This is a genomic window from Veillonella sp. 3310 (genome assembly GCF_003999875.1).
Lineage (GTDB): Bacteria > Bacillota > Negativicutes > Veillonellales > Veillonellaceae > F0422.
This window is the reverse complement of the sequence record NZ_RQVJ01000002.1, coordinates 64,222-84,908: the sequence shown is the minus strand read 5'-3', so window position 1 is coordinate 84,908 and position 20,687 is coordinate 64,222. Positions and strand designations below refer to the sequence as shown.

Here is a 20,687-nt window from a genome sequence, read left to right as displayed (position 1 = left end):
ATTATTTTACGTTAGCTTTGATGAATTCAATTACATCAGCTGTTGGAGTGCCTGGTGTGAATACTGCGGATACGCCAGCTGCTTTTAAGCCAGGGATATCAGCGTCAGGAATAACACCTCCACCAACTACTAATACATCGCCCATGCCTTTTTCTTTTAGCATTTCAACGATTTTAGGGAACAATGTGTTGTGTGCGCCAGAAAGAAGAGATAACGCAACTACGTTAACGTCTTCAGAAAGAGCTGCTTCAACGATTTGTTCTGGAGTTTGACGAAGACCTGTGTAGATAACTTCGAAACCAGCATCGCGAAGTGCGCGTGCTACTACTTTTGCACCACGGTCATGACCATCAAGACCTGGTTTTGCTACGATTACTCTGATACGTTTTTCTGCCATGATGTTATACCTCCAAATAGGTTCGATTAATTATAGTGTGGAATGAGCTTGGTATTCACCGAATACGCCGCGCAATACGTTACAAATTTCACCTAATGTAGCATATGTTTTAACGGCAGCCAAGATTAATGGCATCAAGTTTACAGATTCATCTTCTGCACCAGCTTTTAATGCTGCTAATGCTGCATCAACTGCTGTTTGATCGCGGTCTGCACGAACTTGTTGTGTTTTCTTGGATTGGTTGATACCTACAGAAGCATCGATACGAAGAAGACCTTCAACTGGTTTTTCTTCTACTTGGAATTTGTTAACACCTACGATTGTACGAAGGCCAGATTCCACTTCCATTTGCCATTTATAAGCAGACTCTTGGATTTCTTTTTGGATGTAACCTTTTTCGATAGCTTCAACAGCGCCACCCATTTCATCGATTTTTTGGATGTATGCTTTAGCTTCTTCGTAAATAGCATTAGTCATAGCTTCTACATAGTAGGAACCGCCCAATGGGTCAACTACGTCAGCTAAACCGGATTCGTAAGCAACGATTTGTTGAGTACGAAGAGCGATTTGTACAGATGCTTCAGTTGGAAGAGCCAATGCTTCGTCACGAGAGTTAGTATGTAAGGATTGAGTACCACCCATTACAGCAGCTGCAGTTTGAAGAGCAACACGAACGATGTTGTTGTCAACTTGTTGTGCAGTCAACATGGAACCAGCTGTTTGAGTATGTACACGTAACATCATGGATTTAGGTTTTTTAGCACCAAAACGTTCTTTCAAGATATGTGCCCATAGACGACGGGATGCACGGAATTTCGCAACTTCTTCTAATACGTTGTTGTGTGCGTTCCAGAAGAAGGATAAACGACCTGCGAAATCGTCAACTTCTAAGCCAGCTTTAAGAGCTGCTTCGATGTATGCAATACCATCAGCAATTGTGAAAGCGATTTCTTGCGCAGCAGTAGAACCAGCTTCACGAATATGGTAACCGGAGATGGAGATAGTATTCCATTTTGGCACATATTGAGAGCAATATTCGAAAATATTAGTGATCAAACGCATGGATGGTTTTGGAGGGAAGATGTAAGTTCCGCGAGCTGCGTACTCTTTCAAAATATCATTTTGAATTGTACCGCGAAGTTCAGTGGAAGGCACACCTTGTTTTTCAGCAACTGCAATGTACATAGCAAGAAGTACAGATGCAGGAGCATTGATTGTCATAGAAGTGGAAACTTTACCTAAGTCGATACCTTGGAACAAGATTTCCATATCTTTTAAGGAGTCAATCGCAACACCTACTTTACCAACTTCGCCTTCAGCCATAGCGTCGTCGGAGTCATAACCGATTTGTGTTGGTAAGTCGAATGCACAAGAAAGACCAGTTGCACCGGACTCGATTAAGTAACGGTAACGTTTATTGGACTCTTCAGCAGTTGCGAAACCAGCATACATACGCATTGTCCAGAAACGGCCACGGTACATAGTAGGTTGTACACCACGAGTATAAGGATAGAATCCTGGGAATCCAAGATCACGTTCATAATCAAAACCTTCTAAATCAAGCGGTGTGTATACCGGTTGTTCTGGTAAGTTTTGACGTGCAGGTACTTTCTCACAGTTTTTAGCGTACGCTGCTTCGTATTCAGCAAGTTTGGCTTTTAAGTTGTCATTAGCCATGTCATCATCCTCCTAAAAAATTAACCTTGTTTTTTCATGCTTCCTGTTTCAGTGAAGCGTTTATGCCAAGAAAGAGCTTCATCTAATAAGATAGGTGTATGGGCGCCATTTGTCTTTTCAATAGCTCTTTCGAGGTAATCTAATAATTCTTGTTTGTAGTCTGGGTGAGCACAGTTTTCAATGATTTTGTATGCTCTTTCAATTGGAGCCAAACCACGAACATCGGCAATACCTTGTTCTGTACAGAATACTTGTACATCATGTTCTGTATGGTCAATGTGAGATACAAATGGAACGATAGAACTGATGTCTCCGCCTTTTGCTACAGAGTTCGTACAGAAAATGGAGATATAACCATTTCGAGTAAAGTCCCCGGAACCACCGATACCATTCATCATTTTGCTACCCATGATATGAGTAGAGTTTACATTACCGAAGATATCGAATTCGATTGCTGTATTCATAGTGATAACACCAAGTCTACGAGCTAAGCCCGGGTTATTGGAAATCTCTTGCGGACGCAAAAGAATATGTTTGCTATATTTATCAATATTAGCGTAGAAGCGTTTCAATCCATCTGGAGATGGGGACAATGCTGTACCAGAGCAGTCTGTTACTTTACCTGCATCAATTAAGTCCAACATACCATCTTGAATAACTTCTGTGAAAATGGATAGGTTTGTGAAAGGACCTTCAGCCAAGCCAGACACAACAGCATTTGCTACAGAACCTACACCAGATTGTAATGGTAATAAGTTTTCAGGTAAACGGCCTGCTTTAACTTCTTCTAAGAAGAAATTAATCAAATGTTGACTCATCGCTTTTGCATCATCATCGATTGGTGCTAATGGACGAGTTGTGTCAGGCACATCACATGGAACGATAGCTACGATTTTCGCAGGGTCACATGGGATGTAATCTGTTCCGATACGATCGCCAGCCGCTTTGATTGGGAATGGCTCACGGTATGGAGGATCTTGTGGTTCATAGATATCATGCATACCTACCAAGGACATTGGTTGGGATACGTTTACTTCTACGATAACTTTTTTAGCTTGGCTAACAAATGTTGGAGAGTTACCAACGGATGTACTAGGAACGATACCACCATCTTCACGGATGCAAACCGCTTCAACGATAGCTACGTCAGTGTCACCGAAGAAACCATAACGAATTTGTTGCGCCATATGACTAAGATGCATATCAATATAACGAATTTTTTGGCTATTTAAAGCTTTACGAGTATCGTTATTTGTTTGATATGGGAAGCGACGACGAATACCATTTACACGAGTCAACGCTCCGTCTGCTTCATCACCAACTGAGGCACCAGTCCAAAGATCAATTTGAAAAGGATCTGATTCCATGCGTTTTGCAAGGGCCAATGGCACTGCTTTAGGGTAACCAGATGGTGTAAAACCACTGATACCTACATGGTCTCCTGGATTAATCAATTTAGCTGCTTCTTCTGCTGTAGTAATTTTTGCTTGCAACGCTGCGCCTTGCACGCGATCTAAAATGTCGATCATACTACCATCTCCTTTAGTTTGAATGACTTATTCAGCTATCTAACATTCACACACTTTTCATTTTTTATTTCTACTAAGAATTTCTTAAGTTAAAAAATTCTTTATAGAAATATTAGATTAAATATCTACTCAAAGTGTGATATTTGTTAATTCTCATAAATACTACTCATTTTTCTTGTTATTGTCAACCACATATGTAAATATATGCATAATAGGCATACTGAACAGGAAAATTTAATGCGAGTATAACTTTTTGTTATACCCTTTATCTACCTATATCTATAAATATTGGTATAGTACAAATTTTTTCGATATTTTAATTCTTATATATAAACTCTATTTATGTTTATGCATATCTAGCTGTTATATTATTCATAACTAACAGTTATTTGCTTTTATTACTTTTTGTTATTTCCCACGTTATATTCTTTAATCCGTTTCATATCTTAACTTAAAACTATATGAGTAATGATACTTCTCTTAATTCTTAACCTTACTAGTAAGAAATCATCTTTCATTATTGTTAAGCTTATGTTCATAATCATCTATAGAAATTGACTTATACAAATAATGTTATAAACCATATACATGCTTAGATACAATAGTCTCCACAATACAAAAAGTATAGAGACAGTCATATAACAATCTCTATACTTTCAGTTTTATATATTATATTTTATTTCGTATGACACTCATAGCAAAGCCCAAAAATTGCCATAGTACCAAGCTTACTTGCTGGCTATATAAAGCATGATCAAAAAGACCACTTACCAAAACAACTACGGTAATTAAGGTCATACCATACCGGAACGGAATAGATAGATGCTTTTGTTTTTGCACATTTCTGCTATGTCCCAATAAAATTGCTAATAATAAGCATAAAGATATCGGTCCTGTTTCTGCTGCCACTTGCAAATATAAATTATGAGCGTGATAGATAATCACCGTTGGATCTTGGATGAAATAATTATAATCTGGATAAGTCAGCCAAAACGTATCCCAACCAATCCCGAAGATTGGAAAATCTTCTATCATGTACATAGTACTATCCCACAGTGCCCACCGGAGCATAACCGATGTATCTTGTCCACTAAAAAGGGACCACAATCGACTGGACACTTCTCCATGGTAAAAGAATAACACTAAGGGAACCGCTAATAACGCATATAATAACCTACGCTCTACACAGATACCGGCTACAAAAACAGCTACTGCCAAACTTAGCCACATACCACGGGAATAGGTAAGGACTAAGCACAATAACATGACTGCAACGGCGAAACCCATCATAGCTGAGCGATTCCAATCTTTTGCTTTTAGCACTTGCATGGTGCCCAATCCACCAATGGAAATGGTAAAAAGTAAGTATTCTCCTAATAAATTAGGGTTCTGCAATGTTCCATACATGCGCCGCATAAGTCCCGGAAAATGGACATTATCTACCCATTCATGGATATGCTCTGGAGTCATATAAAAATATTGATACCCAGCACCTAAGCAGACAAGGAATCCAGTCATACAAAACAAGGACAAAAACGTTTTCTGTCGTCTTTCAGTATCCATATAATATGTCATCAACCAATAGATACTGCCATACATCCCTATGTGATAGAGCCAACTCATAGCCGACCATGGGACATTCGCAGAGTTAACAATGGAAATGCCTGTCCAGAGAATAAACCCCAAGACTGCCCATTGCAGCCAATGCAAGGTTCCGGTAAAACGTTGTCTATCGAATAGTAACGCTAGTAATCCCGCCACGATAATAAGAACATTACCACCTATGGGCAACAAAGAAATACACACCGTTGCTCCGTATAGTAGATAGACTATCCATTGATCCACAGATAGTCTACGTAGGGCATCCATTAGTGCCCCATTTCTTGGGCGAGCCATTGTTGCACGTCACCAAGAATGTATAAGGATCCCACTACAGCGATGATATCGCCTTCCTTAGTTATTTTCATAGCATGGTCTAAGCCCTCTTGGATAGTCTCCATAGGTTCTGCTTGGACTGGCATTTGTTTCGCCAATTGCACTGGATCAGTACCTCGTGGCGTTGGTGCTGGTACCGTAATCACACGATCCTTTTGCCCCACTAAATAGCTGACCATCGTGGATATATCTTTATCTTCTAAAATCGATAGCACCACTGTTTTCGCTTGTTCTGGGTACAGTTCATTGAAGGTCATCGAAAAGGCTTCTGCCCCGCTTGCATTGTGGGCTCCATCTAAAATGATAGTTCGTCCATGGACTTTGAACATTTCAAAGCGACCCGTCCATGTAGCACGAGCTAATCCTTCACGATACGTTTCTTCACTCACTGCTGGTTCTTTGTCTTTCAAGATTTGCAAGACCCGTGCTGCACAGGCTAAGTTTAAGGCTTGATGGATACCATGCATGGATGTGAAAAGCATATCTTTATGACCGTCTTTGTCTTTCACGGTAATCATTTGTCCCATCGCCATGGCACTGCGACTATCGATAGTAAAATCTTCGTTGAACACATGATATTTCACACCTAAAGATTTTGCCGTTTCTTTAATCACATCAAGGGCACCACCTTGAGCTGCCGTTACAAGAGGCACGCCTTGTTTGATAATTCCTGCTTTATGGCGGGCAATCTCCTCTACTGTATCGCCACAGTACGCTTGATGGTCAATGGTCACATTTGTAATCACTGCCACTTCTGGAGTGATTACATTAGTAGAATCCAATAATCCACCTAACCCCACCTCGATGACAGCGTAGTCTACGCCTTGCTCTTGGAAAAACAAGAAGGCTGCAGCTGTTAAGATTTCAAATTGTGTAGGCGCTTCTACGCCACGGTCTATAATGGCTTTCACGGCATGGCTCACACGTTCAATCAGATCAGCAAAGGCCTCTTCTGTAATATACGCTGTGTTTACACGCATGCGTTCCGTATAGGATTGGAGGTGCGGGGACGTAAATGTCCCCACACGAAGACCGCTCATGTACAATCCATAGGTAATATAGGTGGAAACGGATCCTTTCCCGTTCGTCCCCGTTACATGGATTGTCTTATATGTATTTTGTGGATTTCCTAGCTCTTCTAATAGAGCAGTAATCCGTTCTAATCCTGGATGAATCCCAAAGGAGGCTACCTCTTCTAGGTAGGCAATCGCTTCCGTATAATTCATGATGGATCTCCTTATGCTAATGTTTTTAAGAACTCTTCACGTTCGTTCAAAGCTTGTTGTTTTTGTTTGTATTCTTCTAATTTTTCTTTTTCTTTCGCTACTACCGCTTCAGGAGCTTTCGCTAAGAATCCTTGGTTGTTCAATTTTCCTTCTAAACGAGCGATTTCTTTCAATACGGTGGCTTGTTCTTTAGCGATACGTTCTTTTTCTTTGTCAGCATCGATTAAATCTTTCAACAACAAGTACACTTCTAACCCGTTCACCACTGTTACTGTCGCGTTTTCTGGTTTAGGCGCATCTGGTGAAAGTACCGTTACTTTTTCAGCCCAACCTAAGGTATGGAAGTAATCACCATGCGTTTCTAAGATGCCTTTTAACTCTTCTGTAGCAGGCACTAAGATAACTTCAGAGCGTTTGCCCATTGGTACATTCATTTCTGCACGCATGTTACGGATGCCTTTAATGCCGTCCATCATTACATTCATATAAGCCGCTGCAGAGCTAAAACCTTCCATAGATAATGTACTTGGCCATGGAGCAACCATGATGCTCTCCCCTTCATGAGGCAAGTGTTGCCAAATATGTTCTGTAACAAATGGCATAAATGGATGTAATAATTCCATCATATGACGAAGGATAGATACCAATAAGTATTGTACTGTTTGACGGTCACGACCACCTTCTTTGTTGTACAAACGAGGTTTCGCTAGTTCAATATACCAGTCGCAATAGGTATTCCAAATGAAATCATATACAGAGCTTGCCGCTTCCCCTAATTCAAATTTATCAAGATTATTCGTAATGTTAGTGACAGTTTTATTGTATTCTTCTAGAATCCATTTATCCGCCAATGTGTAATCTTCTGCACTTGGTACAAAACTTTCATCAAAGCCTTCTAAGTTCATCAATACAAATTTGGATGCATTCCAAATTTTATTGGCAAAGTTACGGTTTGCTTCCACACGTTCCATGTAGAAACGCATATCATTGCCTGGCGTGTTGCCTGTTACTAATGTAAAGCGCAACGCATCAGCACCGTATTCTTCAATGACTTCTAATGGATTGATACCATTGCCCAAGGATTTACTCATTTTACGGCCTTGGCTATCACGTACTAACCCATGAATAAATACGTGTTTGAAAGGAATTTCTTCTTTAAATTCTAAGCCCATGAAAATCATACGAGCTACCCAGAAGAAGATAATATCGTACCCTGTGACCATCACGCTAGTTGGATACCAATGTTTCACTTCCTCTGTGTTGTTAGGCCAACCCATTGTGGCAAATGGCCATAACGCAGAGCTGAACCAAGTATCTAATACGTCTGGATCTTGTTCTACCTTACCATGACAATGTGGACATTCTGTCAATGTTTCTGTGGTTACGATCGTTTCCCCACACTCTTGGCAGTACCAAGCTGGGATACGATGACCCCACCATAATTGACGAGAAATACACCAATCACGAATGGATTCTAACCAGTTCGTATATGTTTTTGTAAACCGTTCTGGTACAAATTCAATGGATTTGTCACGCACCACTTCTAAAGCAGGTTTTGCTAATGGTTCCATGGATACGAACCATTGTTTCGATACCATAGGTTCAACAGTTGTATTACAACGAGAACAATGACCTACACTGTGACCATGTTCTTCCACTTTTTCTAATAAACCTTGTGCTTCTAACTCAGCTACTACTTGTTTACGAGCCAATTCACGTGGCATATTCACAAAGTGACCTGCTCCTGCATTCATAGTGCCATCTGGATTCATTACCACGATACTTTCTAGGTTGTGGCGTTGTCCCATTTCAAAGTCATTAGGGTCATGAGCTGGTGTAATTTTTACGCAACCAGTACCGAACGATTGATCTACGTATTCATCGGCAATGATTGGGATATGACGATTCACAAATGGAAGTAATAATTCTTTGCCTACTAAGTGCGCATAGCGCTCATCGTTAGGGTTCACCGCTACGGCTACGTCACCAAACATCGTTTCAGGACGTGTGGTAGCTACGGTTAAGAATGTATCTTCTTCCCCGATAACAGGATATTTAATATGCCATAAATGACCATTTTCATCTTCGTGTTCTACTTCGATATCAGATAAAGCTGTCAAACAATTAGGGCACCAGTTAGTAATGCGTTCTCCACGATAGATTAAACCTTTTTCATATAATTCTACGAATACTTTTAATACCGCTTCATGATATCCTTCATCCAAAGTAAAACGCTCTCTCGTCCAATCACAAGAAGCACCTAAGCTACGAATTTGTTTTACAATAGTGCTACCATATTCTTGTTTCCACTCCCATACACGTTTTAGGAACTCTTCACGACCTAAGTCATGGCGAGACTTTCCTTCTGTTTTCATGATATTTTCTTCTACTTTTACTTGCGTTGCAATCCCTGCATGGTCTGTGCCAGGCATCCACAACACATTGTAGCCTTGCATACGTTTCGTACGAATCAAAATATCTTGCAATGTGTTATCTAGGGCATGACCCATATGCAATTGACCTGTTACATTTGGCGGTGGTAGCACAATACTGAAAGGCTCTTTATTCGTATCTACTTCCTCGTGAAAGTACCCTTTCTCTTCCCAATATGTGTACCATTGTTGTTCAATCTCTTTAGGATTGTAGGTTGTCAAATTTTTATATTCTTTCATATGTCCTCCTAGTTCAAATATATCTTTACATTGCTACTCTTCAATTAGCATATTTCCATGGTAAACTTCCAAAGTCACAAAATGATAGATATGCTTTACTATATACAAAAAAAGACCCCTCGTCCGTTAGGACGAAAGGGTCTATACTTCCGCGGTACCACCTAGATTATTGCCGTAGCAATCACTCATTATCGTTAACGCTGATCAGCGGGCACACTTACTCTAGTTCACCATGCCAACTCCGAGGCTACCCTCTTCCTACTACATACATTGTTCCACCACCCCAATGCTCTCTGTGATGCGTTCAAAAGATTTTTCCTCTTCCTAGTTATTATCCATATAGTATTAGTATACGTGAAAGTATGCAACACCGTCAATATATCAATCTATAAAACTATCTATTTTGTAAAGGACACATTCATTTCATCTAAGGATTTTGTCAAACTAGGAACATAGACTTTCAAAAATAGATCTACTTCTGGCAATTGCATCTGTACTAAACGTTCATAAATCGTATCATAAGCCGCATTGAACTCATTATTACCGGCAGCTTTTTCTGTGACACATTTCATAAACGCTGACAAGGTATCCGCTGCTTTCACTAGTACTTCGTATTCCTCTGGCACAGATACTAAAGCTTCCTCATAGGCTGGTTGCACTGGTTCTGGCAATGTACGCCATAAGGTTTCATTGGCCAATTGTTCTACTTCCCCATAGAGAGCGCGCAACTTAGGATTAAAATATTTCACTGGCGTGGGCATATCTCCTGTAAATACTTCACTTACATCGTGATACATGGCCAGTACCGCTAATCGATTCACATCCACATTTCCAGCAAAATATGTATTCCGAAGTACTCCCAGTTGATGAGCAATCATAGCCGTTTCTAAGCTATGACCTTGTAAATTTTCTACTTCTGTATTACGCATCAAGCTCCAACGCTGAATATATTTCATACGCCCTAAGAGGGCAAAAAAATGACTTTCTTCCATGGTATATGCCTCCTAATAACTATTTATATTATACTATCCCTGTCACTTTTGTGGTACTATAACTATATAGAGAATACAAATTTAATTCCTAGGAGGATTCATGACAACTCAAAACTCATACCTTGCCCCTGCTACATTACGCAGTGGTGGCTATGTAGATATACACAATTCTGCCATTACTGTGACCTATGACATGCCTTATTATGCCATCAGCACAAGTCCCTTCAACGGAGGCTTGCACCATGTAATGGCTGTGCGCAATCAACAACTCACATTTTTCGTCAACGATGAAAATGAGTTACCTGGTGGATCTACATCTGCTTATTTGGCAAAAGAATGCGTACAGTTAGACTTACCTATTCATTTCTGTACAGCCTTATTGACTAGTGCCTCTATGGATCGACATGCCTATGTATGTTACCAAGAAGGAACTATCATCGTAGAGGTCATTGCCACCGCAGGTGTTGAAAAAACAGCCCATCGAGCAGGCGATGGCTATACGTACTACGAAAAAGATGGCGCCTTCCATTCTGGAGGCACCATCAACTTATTAGTATTTACCAATTGCGCCCTCACCGATGGGGCTCTCACAAAATCATTGCTAACCATAACGGAAGCGAAAACTGTAGCACTCCAATCCAAAGGCATTACTAGCATTGTATCTGGACAACCTGCTACGGGGACATCTACAGATGGCGTCATTATGACCATCGATCCAAACGGAGAACTCCTTACAGACTCAGGTACATTCTCCCAATTTGGCGATACCTTAGCTAAAGCCGTACGATCCGCCATCGAAACAGCATTAGAGAACGCAGATACATTAGATACCTAAAGAACTAATAGGTAGCAAATATCCGTTCTAGCTCTTCTCGACTTCGTTCTTGTTGCAACGCTAACATCAATAAAATTCTAGCTTTCACAGGCGACAGGGAATCACTCACGATAAAGCCTTCTTTCACATCCGATGAATTGCTAGACACAATGCCATTTCCAATGCGGGATGACCGTACTTTGGGAATGGCAATTTTTTTGAGTGTATCACGAACGCCCTGTGGTAAGGTACCATGTCCAAAACCACCAATCACTAAGCCCTGAGACCGACTAGCTACCATGTTTAAAATCTCTGTATCCATACCTCCATAAAGATTAACAATTCCTACAGCTGGGAATTCCACTTCCTCACGCAAAACAAATTCACTGTCACTGGTATGCTTACGACATGGAGTATAGTAAAAATAAGCCTGTCCATTTTGTACACAACCCATATGACCTAATTGGGCATTTCCAAAGGTAGCTACATCAGTGGTGTGTAACTTTGCCACCTCTCTAGCGCTATCAATATAGCCATTCATGACCACTAATACCCCTTGATTCCAAGCATTTTCACTACGCGCTACTTGCACTGCTTGCAATAAATTCACAGGACCATCTGCACTAAGTGCTGTAGCAGGACGCATAGAACCAGTCATTACTACGGGCTTCTTTGTATTCACAGTCAACTGCAAGAAATACGCAGTTTCTTCCATCGTATCTGTACCATGGGTAATGACAATACCACCTATATCATCTCGCTCAGCCACTTCATTCACAAGCAACGCTAAATGCCCCCAACGATAGGGACTCATTTCAGAACTATCGATATTAGAGAATTGCATACTTTCAAAAGGGCCATACTCCTCCAAAGCGGGTACTGCCTGCATCAAATCATCCACACCAATCGATCCTGCTCTATATTCCGTTAATGCACTAGCCCCATTCCCTGTACCTGCAATGGTGCCTCCTGTGCCTATCATCATAATCTTTGTACCCTTCATGTGGTAACCTCCTTTGAAATCATTACTTCTATTATAGCATTCCTTCTTGCTTTGTTGGCACAAAGTTTTATCATCAAGGAATCGTTCCTCTCTCCTAATTCTTGTATTGACCCCTTACGACGAATGGAGTATAGTTATTTTATTAACAAATTCACCTAGAATTAGAAAGGTATTATTATGACACATACTAATTATACAACCAGTGTATTACACTGGTTCCATGAAATCAGCCAAATTCCTCGTGAATCTGGCAATGAGCAAGGCATTAGCGATTTTCTAATGCAATTTGCTAACGATAGAGGTTTAGAGGCAGAACAAGACGAAGAATTAAACGTGATTATCCGCGCTCATGCGACTGCAGGGTATGAAAATCATCCATCTATCATCTTGCAAGGCCATATTGATATGGTAGCAGAAAAATCTGATACATCTACTCACGATTTCTCCAAAGATCCTATCGAGCTCATCGAGGACGGCGAATGGTTGCACGCCAATGAAACGACTTTAGGTGCCGATAATGGTATTGCTGTGGCAATGGCACTAGCCGTACTAGATGACCCAACTATCCCACATGGCCCGTTAGAATGTCTATTCACTACAAACGAAGAAACAGGCATGAATGGTGCTATGGCGGTGAAAGGTGAACGTCTACATGGACAGTACTTAATCAATATTGATACAGAGCAAGAACATGAATTCATCGTAGCTTGTGCTGGGGGCTGTCGATTAGACCTTTCATTACCTACAAATTCTGTACCAACACCAGCAGGATTCACTGCTTTGAAAGTCTCGGTAGATGGCCTTCACGGTGGACACTCTGGTATCGAAATCGACAAGCAATTAGGCAATGCCGTAACTATCTTAGCTCGTTTATTGGTAGAAGCGCATCGTGAAACTCCTATATCTGTGAGCCATTTTACAGGCGGTTCTAAGCATAATGCCATCCCACGCTTTGCAGAGGCTACTATCCTTTGCCAGCCTTCTGATGCAAAAGCATTGCAAGAGTATATCCAAGCGAATGCAAACATCATTCGTCACGAATTATCTCCACAAGATCCAAATTTACAAGTAACCATCACTCCTTGTGAGACTCCTGCCACTATCTATAGCGATGCGCAAGCACAAAACTTTTTACAATTCTTATACTTAGCACCTCATGGTGTATTCGGCATGAGCAAAAAACTAGAAGGCTTAGTAGATACAAGTAATAATATCGCCATCGTCGAAGACAATGACACTCAGTTAGATATTCTTATCTCTGTTCGTAGTTTAACTATGAGCCAATTAGCCTACTTACGTGACCGCATCATGACATTGGCAAAAGCCCATGGCTTCACCGCCTCTGAACAAGGCCGTTACCCTGCTTGGGAATATGAACGCGGTAGCCGTTTAGAAGAACAAGCCATCGCTCTATACAAAGAGGTCATCAGTATAGAACCTCATGTGACAGCTGTTCATGCAGGCCTTGAATGCGGCTTATTGAAAGCACAATTACCAAATACACAGATGTTGAGCTTTGGTCCTACCATTCTAGGTGCCCATACACCAAAAGAGCGTTTACACTTACCATCAGTAACAACAGTGTCTAAGTTCTTGTTAACCTTATTAGAAAAATTACAATAACACTATGAACAAAGGGAATCGTAATGCGATTCCCTTTGTGTTAAATACAAATTATTATTACATCTATTCTTAGATGTTTCACCAAACAACACAAGAGCTGTACTCACATGTAACTTATACATGCAAGTACAGCTCTTTTTAATAGGAAATGCTAGATTTACCACCTAGTCTGACCATACATTTATCTACTTATTACACAAGAAACCAAGGCGTCCCAAATCATCTAATGCACCATCTACAACGCTACGACCAGCTATTTCTACCACTTTTCCAGATGATTCTGTTTCATTTACTTTTAATTTTTCATCTGCCACTACATAGAGCTCTTCTAATGTTTTTGGTGTTTCTAATTCTTTCATCATCAATACATGAGCAGAGTTAAAGCCTGTAACGCTATCATTGTACAAATCGGAAATATTAATAAAATTAGATCCTCCTCGATCCACCACCGTCTGTACATAGCTAGCCAACTCTTTTGATACCGTAGATACACCTTCTACAAAAGTACTGATTTCTTTTTTCTCCGTCACAGGTACAATAAATCCACACAACAAGAAACGAATGAGCATACTGTATAATTCTACTTCATTGTATTCTGTACCATTCTGCAATCGTTCTAGTTCTGCTTTACAATCTGCGACATTAAAGAATTCTCCTGTTCGGCATTGATTTACGATGACTTGCTCTATAGCATTCTCAGTATCTTTCAACACTTTACCTTTATTAACCATGCCGAAATATAAAGAATCTATAGCTTCAATTAAAAATTCTTCATTATGACGTAGTAAATGAGCTTGTGACTCATGACATAATAGGGAACGACGGAATTGTGTATCATAATAAAAATCTAGAATTTGTTCCTTTGTATTCCAATCTCCACCTGACATAGTCTCAATTAACTCTCTACGTTCTTTTTTCATCCAAGTAATCGCCGACAATTGAAAGTCTGTATCTGCTACATATATCATATTATGTTTTCTAGCTCTGTTAATGAAATCACTCACATATACCGGATCATTGATAGGTTCTAAATACTCATGAGCAATATAATACGCTTTATGATCCAACGCAGAATCAAAGCTGTCTGTTTTCCACTCCAATTTAGGAACAATATCTTTAGACTCTTTAATAAGCTCATTCATATGATGTACAAAGGAAATCGCTTTTTCTGTACGTTCTAATAAACCCATACCTTGATTATTTTGTGTGGCAAACATCATCATTTCACGAACTTGATTCAATCGATGCCAACCTGGGTATACGTTATAAGAAATATAGGCTACCCCACGCTCGGACAAGTTTACATTACAGATTTCTAAAATTTTATCTTTTACTACATCTGGTACCCAAGACCAGATTCCATGGACGATAATGTAATCAAATGTTCCGAAGTCTTTATCAATTTTCAAAATGTCTTGTTCTACTAATTTTACATTGTTAAGTTCAATGGCCTCAATGATTTCATTGCCAATTTCAATTTGAGATCCGCTGAGGTCAACGCCTACATAAGACCCTTCTGGATGATACACGGCTTGCCCGATGATATTACCACCCATAGAACAGCCTAGTTCTAGGACACGAGCCTCTTTTGCTGGTACGGGATTTAAGCCCCATAACTTCGCCTTTGCTTCCAAACTGTTAACGGATGTTACTCCGAAGGATTTAGAAGGGTATACTAATTCGTTATACGAGTTTTTTAAGGATTCGATAACATCACTTGCATCTTTTGCAACTGATGTATTTTTGTTTACGTTCATTATCAATGCCTTTCTTACTTTTATATTCGTCATCTTATAACGATATGCACACTGTTATCATTTTCACTGTATTCAATGTAATCAATTTATTATAACAGACTACCACGACTTTTGCTAATATTCTATAGACATATAGTATACGATTTGATTATAAAATATGTAATAATTGTAAAAGTATAACCATCGTATAGATAGCAAATCCTGCGTATAATACATTTAATACCCGGTTCACTACAATTTCTAGATTGATACGTCCCCTTTTAAAGAGTCTTTCATGGCGAACCAAAAAGAGATCTGGTTGACGAGAATTAGATGCACCTAGAACAATGCGATACGCCTCAATAGCAGCTCGAATTCCCACTATAATACTGACACAAACGAGAGCTAGTAACAAAGTATCTAACCATTGAGGCTCACGTATGAAGCCTTTCACTAGCAAAATACCCAACACATCTGCAGCACCGGTAAAAACGATTCCACTCACGGCTAATCCCGCTACTGCCTTAGGAGATACAAAGTTTAAAATTTCTTGCAATGCATGACCAGCATTCTCAGCTTTTTCCTCTTTTGACTCCGATTTCATCCATCTATGAATAGACCATAATTGGTATATGGTCCACGCTGTCAAATACGCTACATACATGTGTAATTCTGTCATACAATCTCCTCCATTCTACTTTACTCACTCAAATTTGATAGGCTAAATTCTAAATTCCTTAAGGTCTCCTCCCATTGATTTTCTAAACTTTATCTTTGATATAGTAGCATCTATACACCAAATAAATCCACCTTACACGCAGATAATTTACCAAGCCTTCTATAATTCATACTAACACAGTACGTTAAAATATACTACTAGCAAATGATTCTTGATGTTGTTAGAAACCCACTTGTTTTGACGATGGCAATACTAACACAATCCTTTCCTTTGCTAATGAAAGAATACCTAGCCTACTAGGTAGGTTAGGTATTCATAATTCTATATCAACGTATTAATGTCCTTCTTTAACGTGAAAGATTTCCCCTGTGACAGCATCGATTTTAATTTCTACTTCACGAGTTAATGTTTCTCCATCGATTTCATAATGAGCACGACCGTGATCTGTATCGAATTTCACTTTTTCAATGCGATAGTCTGGGTATGCCGTTTTAAAGATTTCCATCGCCTTTTCTTGCGTAATTTGTACTTGTTGTTGTGTTGCTTGCGGCGCTACGACTCCTGCTTGTTGTGGCACAGCTCCATTTGTCGTTCCTGCTGGTGTTCCATTCACTACCGGTGCTACTTGGATCGGACCTTTCACAGCTGGGATTGCACGTGTATATTGTTCACGGTCTTGATACCAGAACCAGCCCATCGCACAACCTGTCACGATAACGCCCACAAAAAAAGAAATAATTGTACGTTTCATACTATGTCTCCTTGCTAAAATGTCACATTCTTAATTCGTATATAGAAATTGGCGATTGCCTATATTATGCTTGCATAGTGTATTTGCACACTATATTTATATACTAGATTTGCATACTACATTTACATAGCACATTCTCTTAGCACATCTATACAGTATATCTATATATTTCTATATAGCTCATAGGAGTATAGTATCATATCTTTATTTCCGTAAGCAAGGGGTGTCATAAAACTTCATCAAACTTTTAAACTATTCCTCTTATGCTAGCTATACTCACCACATACAGAATCAATACGCTCCCCTATTAGAATCATATGGTATTTAAGTTATCGTTAAATTCTCACAGTACATCATAAATTTTATAATGCCCTAAGACCTGCAAATAATTGGATAGTTCTCGCACTTCAGTTAAAGCTTGTTCTACTTCTGATTCTCGACCTTCTCCTTCGATATCGATGTAGAAGAAATACTCCCACGGTGTATGCATACATGGGCGTGATTTGATGTTGACCATGTTCAATTGATGTTCCTCAAAAACTCGTAGGACTTTCACCAGTGCCCCTGGCGTATTTGGTGTTTGTACAATAATGCTCAGTTTGTGCGCATCATGAATCCTTACATCCTTATGAGTGATGATGAAGAATCGCGTAAAGTTTTCCTTAAAGTTTGCAATGTCTGGGGCTAACAATGTGAGTCCATATAATTCTTTCGCAGATGCATTAGCAATGCATGCCTTCGTCACATCCTGTGTGTCGCTCACGTATTTCGCGCTCATAGCAGTATTATTCATAGGACTTAATTGCCAAGAACTGTGGGTCGCCAAAAATTGTGAGCATTGCATGAGGGCTTGCTCGTGAGAGTACACCTCTTGAATCGTGTCGAGGCTAGCACCCGGTACACCTAGCAAACTATGGCTAATGCGATGGCGCACTTCCCCAACGATGTGAATATTTTTATCTTTGATTAAATCCGTGCTATCCCGCACTTCCCCGACGATAGAGTTTTCAATGGGCAATATGGCATAATCGATGCGCCCTTCGTGGACAGCCTGTACGAGCTCACGATGACTTTGACAACGCTCAATCCGTTGCCCCTCCACGGAGCCGCCCTTTTCTATATATTTTGAAAGTACATTCTGCAACACTTCATAGGCATAGGCCCCAGGTACACCTGTATAACCTAGCACAGAATGTGCCAACTGTAGATCCGTAACTCGTTCATCTGCCATGGTAAACCCTCCTACTTTCCGTTCCCAATATTGACATACGTACACTATTATACACAAAATACCTTCTTTGGTCATTTCCGCATCGAAGAATGATATTTTCAAGACTATGATACTTTGCAAAAAATAGTTCGAGAATCTATTAACCAATAAGCTTCTAACACAATTGACATTCTAAAATTGGTATGATAGGATTGACTTATAAATGTATATCTAAAGCGAGGGACTTTATCGTTGGTGCTCCCCACCATGGAATGCTTCATCATTCTGAAAGCGAGGGACTTTATTGTTGGTGCACCCCCACCATAAAATGAGTTATCATTTTTAAAGAGAGGCCCATAAGGATGGTGCTCCCCACCATGGATATACTTTATTTGCAATGTAAGCCGGGATGTATCTCGGCTTTTCTTTTTATAAACTATAGGCACTTTATATGAACACACAACCAAACTTAAGCTTTTATAAAATAAATGAAACATATATGGAAGCATTACAAAGCATCGATTCTAATGTTAGAATTTCAACTGGAGAAAAAAGAACTCGGCCCTATATAGGCGTGGTACTTACCATACAAAATAGACTATTTTTTGCACCATTGTCTTCTACAGTTAAATTTCCAAATACATTAAACTCTAATGATTTAAAAATTGCTAAAGCAAAAAAATCTAATATAAAGAAAAGACGCCTCAGTATAAAAGTTATAAGTAATAAGCAAATTCATCTTTGCAATATGATTATCGGAAAAATAATTCCTGTACCTAGCTCTCAAATCTCTGAAATTTCTATCAATGACTTGCTATCATCTACTATCTCTTCTGAGAGAAAATATGGTGACTTGTTACAAAAAGAATATTACGCCATTAATACCATGAAAGATACAATTTATGATAAAGCACTACGATTTTATACAAAATCAATAACTAACACCCTGCCAAAGCACAATAAAACACATTGCGTAGACTTACAAAAAGCCATTGCCTATCATGACTCTTGGATAGAAGAATATATATAATATTTTCTTTCATACTATCGCAAGAGAATTATGTATAACATATGTATGCATAGCCTAATCTTCTTCCTAGAGCTCCAATAAAACGTCATTAGGCTATGCTAGCAGTACCAAACAATACCATACGCAAAAAAGCGCGGCATGCTCCGAAACAAACCTAACGATAATATCAGTTTGTGGTGGAGTATGCCGCATTTTTTACCTTATATACCGCTAAATCTTAGCCTAAGTGCGCTATCACAGCGTCAGTCATACCTTGTGTATTCACTTTTGTGAATCCTTCACGATACATATCCCCTGTACGATAGCCCGCATCAAGGACAGCTGTTACTGCTTGTTCAATGGAGTCCGCTACTGCAGGTAAGTCCAAGGAATAACGACACATCATGGCAGCAGACAAAATCGTACCTAATGGGTTAGCAATACCTTGTCCTGCAATGTCTGGTGCGGAGCCATGGATTGGTTCGTACAAGGAAGTGCCTGTACCGATGGAGGCAGATGGCAACAAACCAAGAGAGCCAGAGATAACAGCCCCTTCATCACTTAATATATCTCCAAATAAGTTAGTTGTCACTAGGACATCAAATTGACCTGGATTCGTCACGAGTTGCATAGCTGTGTTATCTACATAGTAGTAATCCATGGAAATATCTGGGTTGGCTTCTGCTTTTTCTTTTGCAATTTTACGCCATAAACGAGAGGATGCCAATACGTTGGCTTTATCTACGCTCACCACTTTACCGGAACGTTTACGCGCTGTCTCTACAGCTACATCCATGATACGTTCTACTTCATACCGAGCATATGTCTCTTTATCCCAAGCAAATTCGTTTGGTCCTGCCCCTTGCGCTTCTTCACGTTCCCCAAAGTAGATGCCACCAGTTAATTCACGAACGATAACGAAGTCAACATTTTCTACTAGTTCTGGTTTCAACGGAGAGAACTCACGCAATGCTGGGTAGATTTTCACTGGCCGCAAGTTGCAGAACAAGCCCAATGCTTTGCGCAAGCCAAGGATAGCTTTTTCTGGACGGATAGATGGCTCCACATCGTCCCATTTAGGACCTCCTACAGCACCTAATAATACAGCATCTGCTGCTTGGCACGCATCGATCGTATCTTGAGGCAACGGTTCACCGAAGGCATCGATAGCCGCACCACCAGCTTTTTTCTCAATCCACTTAGCTGTTACACCCGCTTTAGCAAAGGCTGCGTCCACCACAGCACGCGCGGAATTTGTTATTTCTTCCCCAATGCCGTCACCAGCAATTAGGACAATCTGTTTTTCACTCATAGTAATCCTCTTTTGAAAGTCTCTACACTACACTAAAATATTTTATCTATCTAGCATACATACTATAGGGAATACCACTAGGCTAATCAATAATAGCATAACCTAATGCTTCCTATTAATTC

General features: G+C 39.9%; 16 protein-coding genes and 1 other annotated feature. Of the genes, 3 read left to right on the top strand and 13 right to left on the bottom strand.

All coding sequences use genetic code 11. The features are described from left to right. Window position 1: 1 nt before the first annotated feature. The 7 genes from EO127_RS03950 to yfbR all read right to left on the bottom strand — a co-directional run bounded on the left by EO127_RS03950 (window position 2) and on the right by yfbR (window position 10,428). On the bottom strand, window positions 2-397 hold the full coding sequence (locus tag EO127_RS03950) for a cobalamin B12-binding domain-containing protein (protein WP_126937572.1): 396 nt from the start codon (window positions 395-397) through the stop codon (window positions 2-4). A 30-nt stretch (window positions 398-427) separates the two neighbouring features. Beyond that, window positions 428-2,074, bottom strand: a complete 1,647-nt coding sequence (locus EO127_RS03945; protein ID WP_009352914.1) for a methylmalonyl-CoA mutase — start codon at window positions 2,072-2,074, stop codon at window positions 428-430. A gap of 20 nt (window positions 2,075-2,094) precedes the next feature. After that, on the bottom strand, window positions 2,095-3,603 hold the full coding sequence (locus EO127_RS03940; protein ID WP_127448115.1) for an acetyl-CoA hydrolase/transferase family protein: 1,509 nt from the start codon (window positions 3,601-3,603) through the stop codon (window positions 2,095-2,097). A 669-nt stretch (window positions 3,604-4,272) separates the two neighbouring features. Further along, entirely contained in the window at window positions 4,273-5,499 is a 1,227-nt protein-coding gene (locus EO127_RS03935; protein ID WP_127448114.1) for an O-antigen ligase, read from the bottom strand. Continuing rightward, window positions 5,472-6,764 carry a folylpolyglutamate synthase/dihydrofolate synthase family protein gene (locus EO127_RS03930; RefSeq protein ID WP_127448113.1) on the bottom strand — a complete coding sequence of 431 codons (1,293 nt, stop codon included), beginning with the start codon at window positions 6,762-6,764 and terminating at the stop codon, window positions 5,472-5,474. The genes EO127_RS03935 and EO127_RS03930 overlap by 28 nt, the downstream gene beginning before the upstream one ends. A gap of 11 nt (window positions 6,765-6,775) precedes the next feature. Continuing rightward, a complete protein-coding gene (locus tag EO127_RS03925; protein WP_127448112.1) occupies window positions 6,776-9,436 on the bottom strand; it encodes a valine--tRNA ligase in 2,661 nt (886 codons plus the stop codon). A gap of 124 nt (window positions 9,437-9,560) precedes the next feature. Continuing rightward, window positions 9,561-9,771 (bottom strand) — a binding site (T-box leader). Window positions 9,772-9,834: 63 nt separating this feature from the next. Beyond that, the gene (gene yfbR, locus EO127_RS03920; protein WP_127448111.1) at window positions 9,835-10,428 is read right to left on the bottom strand and encodes a 5'-deoxynucleotidase; all 594 of its coding nucleotides are present in this window, start codon (window positions 10,426-10,428) and stop codon (window positions 9,835-9,837) included. Window positions 10,429-10,528: 100 nt separating this feature from the next. Here yfbR and EO127_RS03915 point away from each other — a divergent pair, with 100 nt between their 5' ends. Beyond that, window positions 10,529-11,263, top strand: coding sequence for an adenosylcobinamide amidohydrolase (locus EO127_RS03915; protein ID WP_127448110.1), 735 nt, complete (start codon window positions 10,529-10,531; stop codon window positions 11,261-11,263). A gap of 4 nt (window positions 11,264-11,267) precedes the next feature. On the opposite strand, the gene EO127_RS03910 is transcribed toward EO127_RS03915, so the two are convergent. After that, window positions 11,268-12,245, bottom strand: coding sequence for an asparaginase (locus tag EO127_RS03910; protein WP_127448109.1), 978 nt, complete (start codon window positions 12,243-12,245; stop codon window positions 11,268-11,270). 177 nt (window positions 12,246-12,422) lie between these two features. Here EO127_RS03910 and EO127_RS03905 point away from each other — a divergent pair, with 177 nt between their 5' ends. After that, on the top strand, window positions 12,423-13,868 hold the full coding sequence (locus EO127_RS03905; protein ID WP_127448108.1) for an aminoacyl-histidine dipeptidase: 1,446 nt from the start codon (window positions 12,423-12,425) through the stop codon (window positions 13,866-13,868). Between the two features lie 185 nt (window positions 13,869-14,053). On the opposite strand, the gene EO127_RS03900 is transcribed toward EO127_RS03905, so the two are convergent. The 4 genes from EO127_RS03900 to pheA form a co-directional block, all read right to left on the bottom strand. After that, on the bottom strand, window positions 14,054-15,625 hold the full coding sequence (locus EO127_RS03900) for a class I SAM-dependent methyltransferase (protein WP_164742282.1): 1,572 nt from the start codon (window positions 15,623-15,625) through the stop codon (window positions 14,054-14,056). Between the two features lie 148 nt (window positions 15,626-15,773). Further along, window positions 15,774-16,283 carry a hypothetical protein gene (locus EO127_RS03895; protein WP_127448106.1) on the bottom strand — a complete coding sequence of 170 codons (510 nt, stop codon included), beginning with the start codon at window positions 16,281-16,283 and terminating at the stop codon, window positions 15,774-15,776. Window positions 16,284-16,617: 334 nt separating this feature from the next. Further along, the gene (locus EO127_RS03890; protein ID WP_127061832.1) at window positions 16,618-17,034 is read right to left on the bottom strand and encodes a PepSY domain-containing protein; all 417 of its coding nucleotides are present in this window, start codon (window positions 17,032-17,034) and stop codon (window positions 16,618-16,620) included. Window positions 17,035-17,377: 343 nt separating this feature from the next. After that, window positions 17,378-18,265 carry a prephenate dehydratase gene (pheA, locus tag EO127_RS03885; RefSeq protein WP_127061834.1) on the bottom strand — a complete coding sequence of 296 codons (888 nt, stop codon included), beginning with the start codon at window positions 18,263-18,265 and terminating at the stop codon, window positions 17,378-17,380. A 430-nt stretch (window positions 18,266-18,695) separates the two neighbouring features. Here pheA and EO127_RS03880 point away from each other — a divergent pair, with 430 nt between their 5' ends. Further along, window positions 18,696-19,274, top strand: coding sequence for a type III toxin-antitoxin system ToxN/AbiQ family toxin (locus EO127_RS03880; RefSeq protein ID WP_127448105.1), 579 nt, complete (start codon window positions 18,696-18,698; stop codon window positions 19,272-19,274). Between the two features lie 217 nt (window positions 19,275-19,491). On the opposite strand, the gene leuB is transcribed toward EO127_RS03880, so the two are convergent. Continuing rightward, entirely contained in the window at window positions 19,492-20,565 is a 1,074-nt protein-coding gene (leuB, locus tag EO127_RS03875; RefSeq protein ID WP_127448104.1) for a 3-isopropylmalate dehydrogenase, read from the bottom strand. Window positions 20,566-20,687 lie beyond the last annotated feature (122 nt).

Excerpts from the sequence above, each read along its gene's own strand:
- EO127_RS03950 (WP_126937572.1), bottom strand. The coding sequence starts at position 397 with ATGGCAGAAAAACGTATCAGAGTAATCGTAGCAAAACCAGGTCTTGAT.
- EO127_RS03945 (WP_009352914.1), bottom strand. The coding sequence starts at position 2,074 with ATGGCTAATGACAACTTAAAAGCCAAACTTGCTGAATACGAAGCAGCG.
- EO127_RS03940 (WP_127448115.1), bottom strand. The coding sequence starts at position 3,603 with ATGATCGACATTTTAGATCGCGTGCAAGGCGCAGCGTTGCAAGCAAAA.
- EO127_RS03935 (WP_127448114.1), bottom strand. The coding sequence starts at position 5,499 with ATGGCTCGCCCAAGAAATGGGGCACTAATGGATGCCCTACGTAGACTA.
- EO127_RS03930 (WP_127448113.1), bottom strand. The coding sequence starts at position 6,764 with ATGAATTATACGGAAGCGATTGCCTACCTAGAAGAGGTAGCCTCCTTT.
- EO127_RS03925 (WP_127448112.1), bottom strand. The coding sequence starts at position 9,436 with ATGAAAGAATATAAAAATTTGACAACCTACAATCCTAAAGAGATTGAA.
- yfbR (WP_127448111.1), bottom strand. The coding sequence starts at position 10,428 with ATGGAAGAAAGTCATTTTTTTGCCCTCTTAGGGCGTATGAAATATATT.
- EO127_RS03915 (WP_127448110.1), top strand. The coding sequence starts at position 10,529 with ATGACAACTCAAAACTCATACCTTGCCCCTGCTACATTACGCAGTGGT.
- EO127_RS03910 (WP_127448109.1), bottom strand. The coding sequence starts at position 12,245 with ATGAAGGGTACAAAGATTATGATGATAGGCACAGGAGGCACCATTGCA.
- EO127_RS03905 (WP_127448108.1), top strand. The coding sequence starts at position 12,423 with ATGACACATACTAATTATACAACCAGTGTATTACACTGGTTCCATGAA.
- EO127_RS03900 (WP_164742282.1), bottom strand. The coding sequence starts at position 15,625 with ATGAACGTAAACAAAAATACATCAGTTGCAAAAGATGCAAGTGATGTT.
- EO127_RS03895 (WP_127448106.1), bottom strand. The coding sequence starts at position 16,283 with ATGACAGAATTACACATGTATGTAGCGTATTTGACAGCGTGGACCATA.
- EO127_RS03890 (WP_127061832.1), bottom strand. The coding sequence starts at position 17,034 with ATGAAACGTACAATTATTTCTTTTTTTGTGGGCGTTATCGTGACAGGT.
- pheA (WP_127061834.1), bottom strand. The coding sequence starts at position 18,265 with ATGGCAGATGAACGAGTTACGGATCTACAGTTGGCACATTCTGTGCTA.
- EO127_RS03880 (WP_127448105.1), top strand. The coding sequence starts at position 18,696 with ATGAACACACAACCAAACTTAAGCTTTTATAAAATAAATGAAACATAT.
- leuB (WP_127448104.1), bottom strand. The coding sequence starts at position 20,565 with ATGAGTGAAAAACAGATTGTCCTAATTGCTGGTGACGGCATTGGGGAA.